General features: G+C 55.0%; 1 pseudogene. It reads left to right on the forward strand.

Annotation, left to right across the window (positions count from 1 at the left end):
- Positions 1 to 231, forward strand: a pseudogene (locus HMPREF2527_RS09730) (hypothetical protein); the annotation flags it as partial.

The raw sequence follows: 231 nt of genomic DNA on the forward strand, positions 1-231 counted from the left end.
CCCGCGAGTTCGACTACAGCAGCATCACCAAAATACACATGAAAGAGAACGGCAAAGGCGGACACCTACTCATCAGCAGTAGCCAGATGGGCCGCTACCGCCTGGGTTTCAGCCCCGTCTTCTTTGACGCCACCTACATCTACCACATGATCCTCTTCCGCGAACGCTACGGCGTTTGGCCACCCAAGTACATCCCTGAGCTCTTCGTAGAGTTCGGTGATTACGAGGACA

The organism is Rothia sp. HMSC071B01 (genome assembly GCF_001808945.1).
Lineage (GTDB): Bacteria > Actinomycetota > Actinomycetes > Actinomycetales > Micrococcaceae > Rothia.